Below are 5,242 nucleotides of genomic sequence, written 5' to 3' on the forward strand. Positions count from 1 at the left end.
TTTTGGTTATATGGATAAAAACCAAGATAAGCGGATCAGTAAAAGCGAGTTTATGGGTTACATTAAAAAATATGGTAACGCAGTAGCTGAAGATGATGCATTAGAAGCCATTAAACACAGCTAATAGTTGTCATTTTAATAAGCAACAAAGAAGCCAGTGCTAGTCACTGGCTTTTTTGTGTTTTAAATTTAGTTATTTGATAGATATATTTTCCTAGTTTGGTGTTGTTCTGTCATAATAGATGGCTGTGTATTTTTATTTGTTAAGAGTGTGTATGGCGGGTCGACGAATTAGTGATGAACAACTAGTTGAGATCATTGAAGCAGCTATTTTTGTTGCAGATAAGCCTGTTAGTAAACGCCACATTAAAGACATCGTATTAATAGATTTAGCTATTTCTATGGCACGAATAAATGACGCAATAGATACAATACAAGAACATTTTCAAACTCGTGGTATTCGCTTAGTTGAGGTTGGTAGTGGGTATCGGTTTCAGGCATGCAGTAGTTTAAGCCCTTGGTTAAATAACTTGTGGCAAGAACGTGCACCAAAATACTCGCGTGCTTTACTGGAAACAATATCACTTATTGCATACAGGCAGCCCATTACACGCGGCGAAATTGAGCAAGTAAGAGGTGTTACTACGGGTTCGAATATTATTAAAACCTTACTCGAAAGAGAGTGGGTTAAAGTGGTAGGGCATAAAGAGGTTCCGGGTAAGCCGGCTTTATATGCAACTACTAAGCAATTTTTAGATTATTTTTCGTTAACTGGGCTTGAAAATTTACCTGCGTTGCCAACAGAGCAGCAAAGTAAAATTAACCAGTTATTGAGCGATCCTTCTGTGAGAGAACCATCCGAATGAGTATTATACAAGGTGAAAAGTTACAAAAAGTCTTAGCCCGTGCAGGCGTAGGCTCACGCCGTGAAATGGAAAAATACATTGACGCAAACCGCGTTAGTGTAAACGGTAAAGTGGCAAAGTTAGGTGACCGTGTTGAAGAAACCGATTTGATTCGTGTTGACGGACACAGTGTAAAAATTGAAGAAAAAGCAGACCGAATCTGTCGTGTGATTATGTATAACAAACCAGAAGGTGAGTTAAGCACACGTAAAGATCCTGAAGGACGTCGTACTGTATTTGATCGACTTCCGCGTATTGATGGCGATCGCTGGATTGCGGTTGGTCGACTAGACGTTAATACATCAGGTTTAATGCTTTTTACAAACGATGGTGAACTGGCAAACCGTTTAATGCACCCAAGCTATGAAGTAGAGCGTGAATACTCTGCGCGTGTATTTGGTGAAGTAACCAATGAAACGGTTAAAAACTTACTACGTGGTGTTGAGCTTGAAGATGGTCCAGCCAAATTCACGACTGTAACCCCTATGGGTGGCGAAGGCGTTAACCGTTGGTTTAACGTAACGTTAAATGAAGGGCGTAACCGTGAAGTTCGTCGTTTATGGCAGTCTCAAGATGCGGAAGTATCTCGTCTTATTCGTATTCGTTACGGTAAATTAGAGCTTGATAAGCGCGTGCCACAAGGTGGTTGGATGGAGTATGATTTAGAAACAGTAAACTACTTGCGTAAAACCGTTAAATTAGGCCGCGAAACACAAACTAAGCTTTCTGTTATGCCTGAAAAACGCAAAGATAAACGCGCTAAAATCAATCAAATTCGTAAAGCAGTTAAAAAACACAATCAGCGTGTTAAGCCGACTAAACGTAAATAATCAATTAGTTATTTATTGAACACAAAAAAGCCGCTAATTGCGGCTTTTTTAATGTGAGTTGTTTAAACTATTTAAACTCCAAATTACTTTTTTACTTGAGCATCTAACGATTGGCCATTCACTTCACTTGAATCGTCACTCATTAGATATAAATATGTAGGCATTAAATCCTCTGGTGTAGCAAGTGCGTCTCTATCTTCACCTGGATATGCAGCAGCTCGCATTGAAGTGCGAGTAGCGCCTGGGTTAATACAGTTTACACGAATATTCGTTTTACCTACTTCACATGCCCATGTTTGCATCATACCTTCTACTGCAAATTTTGAGATGGCATAAGGCCCCCAAAATTCACGACCTTTGCGGCCTACACCTGATGACGTAAATACTATCGATGCATTATCAGACTTACGAAGAACAGGAAAAAGTGCTTTAGTGATCATTGCTTGTGCAGTCACGTTTACTTTCATTATGTTTTCGAACGTAGATGAGCAAAAATGTTCAAGCGGACCGAGTGACCCTAAAATACCTGCATTATTAAGCAACCCGTCAAGGCGTCCAAACTGATATTCGATTGTTGCAGCAAGGTCACGGTAGTTTTGCTTCGTCGCGCCTTTTAAATCCATAGGGACTATTGCAGGTTTAGGGTAGCCAGCATTAACAATTTCATCGTAAACACATTCAAGTTTATTAGTTGTTTTTCCTAATAAGATAACTGTAGCGCCGTATTTTGCATACGTAATTGCTGCAACTCGGCCAATACCATCACCGGCGCCTGTTATTAAAATAACTTTATCTTTAAGTGCGTTTTCAGCTGCTTGATATGTGTGCATAAAAGTACCAATTCATATAATTTTTTTGATTTTAACATAGCGAAACGTGAAGTAATCGAATTTATTGTAAAATTAGGTGGCGAAAATAGAAACTTTACGTTAAGTTTAACTGGTCTAATGTCTCATTAATAACCTGATTACATTGTTTTAACTTAATACACTGATTAAACACACTATAAAAATAAAATACGTGCGGAGCCAACAATATGAAAAAAATGCTACTTTCACTCTCGGTTACAGCTGCTTTAGCAGGTTGTGGCGGTGGAGAAACGTTAACAGATGTCAAAAACGACACAGCACCAGTTATCCCAACAGCAACAGTTACATTTGATCCAGCAGCAGGTATCTTATCGGTACCTAATGATTTATTAATGAGTGGAACTCAAGACGGTACACTTAATATTCCTGGTGAATTAGATGACAACAATGTGTCTATTTCGCGCGCAGCTTATGCAAACCCTCAACTTGCACTAGGTGCACTTGATGGTTGGTCTTCGCAGGTTCCTTATAAAATCGATTTAACATTCCCACCAAATGTAAGTTTAGATGAAGCGTCTGCTGGGACCCCTGGTACAGTAAGAATTTTTGAAGTTGTAATGGGTGCAAGTTTAACTGATGCAGAATGTTCAGTTGTAGCTGCCGGTACTGCTTGTAAATTGGTCGGTGAGCTTACTTTTGGTGTTGACTTTGTTACTCAAGCTTCAGGTGATGGCGTTGCAATTATTCCTTTAAAACCATTTATGGCGGGTAGCTCATACATCAATGTGTTAACTACTGGTCTTAAAGATTCATTAGGGCGTTCTATTGAGCCTTCTTCTACTTATGGGCTGGTTAAACAAGAAGCGCCATTAATTACAGAAGCCCAACTTGGTTTGCAGGGTGCTGTTAACAGTTACGAAAATGTAGTTGTAAGTTCAGGAGATATCACAAAAGAAGATATTATTTTTTCTAGTGCGATGACTATTCAATCAGCAGGTCCTGTACTTGGGACAATTAAAAAGTTACTAGCTGCAAGCTTGCAAGAACCTGCATTGCCAACGCCTGCACTTCAAGTTCCTGAACAACCTATGGTAAATGTACAACAAGTATTTGCTTCTCAGGGTGTAGAAGTATCTGCTGCATTCTCTGGTGTGCAATATCAAAAAGGTAGCATTATGTTACCGATGTATTTAGGTACACCAACGGGTACTGATATTAGTGATTTAAGTGATACATATTGGCAAGGTATGTGTGATAACGCGGTGGCAATAATTGGTTACAAGGCCGTTGCAGGCGATGCATTTCCTGCAGATCCTATTAGTGAAAATGATGGTTTATGTTCTGCATTAAGTGACGGACAATTACGTGACTTAGGACTAGACCGCACACGCCATTTAACAAAATACAACTCAATTCCAAAAGTACAAAGCATGGCAAATGTGCCAGTGCAAGTTACTAAACCTATTTTACCGATAATTAATGGTGTCCGTGCACAGTTACAATTAGATCCTATCGCAATGCCTGAAGGTGGATGGCCTGTTGTGATTATGCAGCACGGTATTACAACACAAAAAGAAAGTATGCTTGCTTTAACTGCGCAGCTTTCTATTCAAGGCTTTGCAACGGTTGCTATTGACCATCCAAGACATGGTGAGCGCGGAATAGATGTTGATGGTGATGGAACAGACGACTTTAATGCAACAACGGGTTCTGTGCTTAGTTACATGAACTTAAGTTCATTACTTGTTGCACGTGATAGCTTACGCCAATCGGCTGCTGATTTATTAGGCCTTCGTTTAGGCTTAAACTTTATTAACGATACAACTATTAATAGTAAAGACGTTACCTACATTGGGCATTCGCTAGGTTCTATTGTTGCTCCAGCATTTATTGCTCAAGCTAATACGCCAATGGCAGAAACGCTTGATCCGCTATTTAATGTAAACACGGTAGCGCTTGCAAGTGGTGGTGGCGGTATAGCAAGCTTCTTACTTGAATCTGCTGCGTTTGGTCCATTTATTCAAGGTTCAGTACTTTCACAAGCGGGTACAACAGAAGCTGATGAATTTACTGCATATTTACAAGGAGATGCAGTTTCTAACTGTGGCTCATTAATACCAGACATGGAAGCTTACTTGACGTGTGGCTACAACGAATATATTGCATCACTTACCACTGCGGGTGAAACGACTAAACTTACTAACATTCAAGGTGTATTTACACAGTTTGCTTTTGCGGCGCAAACAGCGCTAGATAGTGGTGATCCAACTAACTACGCAGCCACTGTGAAAGCATTAGGTACTCCTGTTTATACTAATGTTGTTGTGGGTGATGGTGTTGATAACAAGCCTGACCAAGTGATACCACCAATGGCAGCTAATAATCCTATTTCTGGCACAATTCCATTAGCTAACTTGATGGGTCTTGAGACAGTAAGTTCTTCGCAAGCATTGAGTGAAACACCAGCAAGCTACTTAGTTAAATTTACTAAAGGGCATCATGGTTCTATATTAACACCAGCTCAAGATGCTGCACAGGCTGCAACTGTTGAAGGCAGTGCTGCCGCTAATGCAGAAATGCAGTTGCAAGTAGCTACTTACTTAGCTGCTCGCGGACGGATGTTATTAGTTTCCAACCCTGAGGTTGTGACTGATTAATAACCAGTAAAATAATTAACCTTTAAAAGCCACTGAAAAGT

At 39.9% G+C, this 5,242-nt stretch carries 4 protein-coding genes and 1 pseudogene; 4 read left to right on the plus strand and 1 reads right to left on the minus strand.

The window, feature by feature from the left end; all coding sequences use genetic code 11:
• The 3 genes and pseudogenes from CXF89_RS21475 to rluB form a co-directional block, all read left to right on the plus strand.
• A pseudogene (locus CXF89_RS21475) lies at window positions 1-124 on the plus strand (EF-hand domain-containing protein); the annotation flags it as partial.
• Window positions 125-275: 151 nt separating this feature from the next.
• Window positions 276-866, plus strand: a complete 591-nt coding sequence (gene scpB / locus CXF89_RS18120) for an SMC-Scp complex subunit ScpB (RefSeq protein ID WP_121955378.1) — start codon at window positions 276-278, stop codon at window positions 864-866.
• Entirely contained in the window at window positions 863-1,735 is an 873-nt protein-coding gene (rluB, locus tag CXF89_RS18125) for a 23S rRNA pseudouridine(2605) synthase RluB (RefSeq protein ID WP_007582584.1), read from the plus strand. The genes scpB and rluB overlap by 4 nt, the downstream gene beginning before the upstream one ends.
• An 83-nt stretch (window positions 1,736-1,818) precedes the next feature.
• On the opposite strand, the gene CXF89_RS18130 is transcribed toward rluB, so the two are convergent.
• Entirely contained in the window at window positions 1,819-2,565 is a 747-nt protein-coding gene (locus tag CXF89_RS18130; protein ID WP_121955379.1) for a YciK family oxidoreductase, read from the minus strand.
• Between the two features lie 206 nt (window positions 2,566-2,771).
• Between CXF89_RS18130 and CXF89_RS18135 the strand changes: the two genes are divergently transcribed.
• Window positions 2,772-5,201, plus strand: coding sequence for a VolA/Pla-1 family phospholipase (locus CXF89_RS18135; protein WP_121955380.1), 2,430 nt, complete (start codon window positions 2,772-2,774; stop codon window positions 5,199-5,201).
• The last annotated feature ends 41 nt before the right edge of the window (window positions 5,202-5,242 follow it).

The sequence above is a fragment of the Pseudoalteromonas sp. MelDa3 genome (assembly GCF_002863625.1).
Lineage (GTDB): Bacteria > Pseudomonadota > Gammaproteobacteria > Enterobacterales > Alteromonadaceae > Pseudoalteromonas > Pseudoalteromonas arctica.